The following is a 1,207-nucleotide window of genomic DNA, read 5'->3' as shown; positions in this document are numbered from 1 at the left end:
ACCGCCGCCGGGGGCGGTGGTGATGCGATATTCACCGGCGATATTCTGCATGTTCCAGATCCGGCCGGTGTTGTCACCCGCCGCGACCGAGCCATCCTCAAGCCCGATATAGCCGCCCGAATTGTTGGTCAGGCGGAACAGTTCGGCCGGGCCGCCGGTTGCGCGCTTCACATGCAGCGCGGCTTCGGGGCTGGTGCCGGCGCCGATGCCGACATCGCCGCTGTCGTCGATAAAGATCGCACTGGTCGGCGCGCCCGGGCGAATGCGGAGCGGCAGCGCGCTGCCATTGGTCACGTCACGGATGAAGAAGTTGGTCTCGTTGCCCGCCACATCCCAGGTCTGGGCGGCAAAGCCCGAAGACCCATCCTGCGCCAGCCGCAGGGTTGGGGTGTCGCCATCCACGCTATGCATCTCCACACTCGGACTCGAGGTGCCAAAGCCGACATTGCCGCCAGACGCCACATAAAGCGCATTGCTGCCCGCGCCCTTGCGAATGGTAAACGGCACGGTGTTGTTGTCGACATCGTCGATGGAGAATTTTTCGGCGCCGCCATTGGTGGTGTCATTGGCCGACAGCCGCCAATCTGCGCTCGGGAAGGAGGCCGCGGCTGAAGTATCCTGAAAATGGATCCTCAGGTTGTTTTCCTTCAGCCGGATCGTGTCCGAACCCCAAACTTCGCCATTGACGCAATCGAACCCGACGCAGAGCGAGCTGCTACCACCATTGATGATCACGTCATCGGAATGGATGATATCGGCCTGGGCCGCGCCGACCATCAGGCCCAGCGTGCTGACCCCGGCGGCCAGAAAATGTTTCGTTGCACAATTCATATCAATCTCCTTTGGGTAAATGGGTTTGGCTGTCTTCTTCCTTGATCTCTTCCGGGGTGATAATGACCCCCACACGAGGCGATGAACTGTCCGATGCCCGGGAGCGGTTTGGCCTGCGTCAGACCGGGCCCTTCAAGCGAATCCCGGCCCGGAACAAGCCCCGGGCCGGGTTTAGAGTCATGAAATAGGCTCACAACATCAAGGTCAGCCCTTGTTGATTTGCGCTTCCAGCTTCTCGATCCGGTTGTGCAGCTCACCGATATAGATGTGGGCTTTTTCCAGCTCGTTGAGCATGCCGCCAATCTTGTCCGAAAGGTTCATCGGGCCGCTCTCGGCTGTCGGGCCGACATTGGGCAGATGACGGTTGGCGAACATC

1 protein-coding gene is annotated in these 1,207 nt (G+C 60.5%); it reads right to left on the bottom strand.

The window, feature by feature from the left end; genetic code table 11:
- On the bottom strand, positions 1 to 831 hold an 831-nt coding region (locus LZG00_21010), incomplete at its 3' end, for a hypothetical protein (GenBank protein MCF3596472.1).
- Positions 832 to 1,207 lie beyond the last annotated feature (376 nt).

It is taken from the genome of Rhodobacteraceae bacterium LMO-JJ12, from assembly GCA_021555075.1.
GTDB lineage: Bacteria > Pseudomonadota > Alphaproteobacteria > Rhodobacterales > Rhodobacteraceae > JAKGBX01.
Note: the sequence above shows the minus strand (reverse complement) of the source record. Positions and strands in the feature narration are given on the sequence as shown.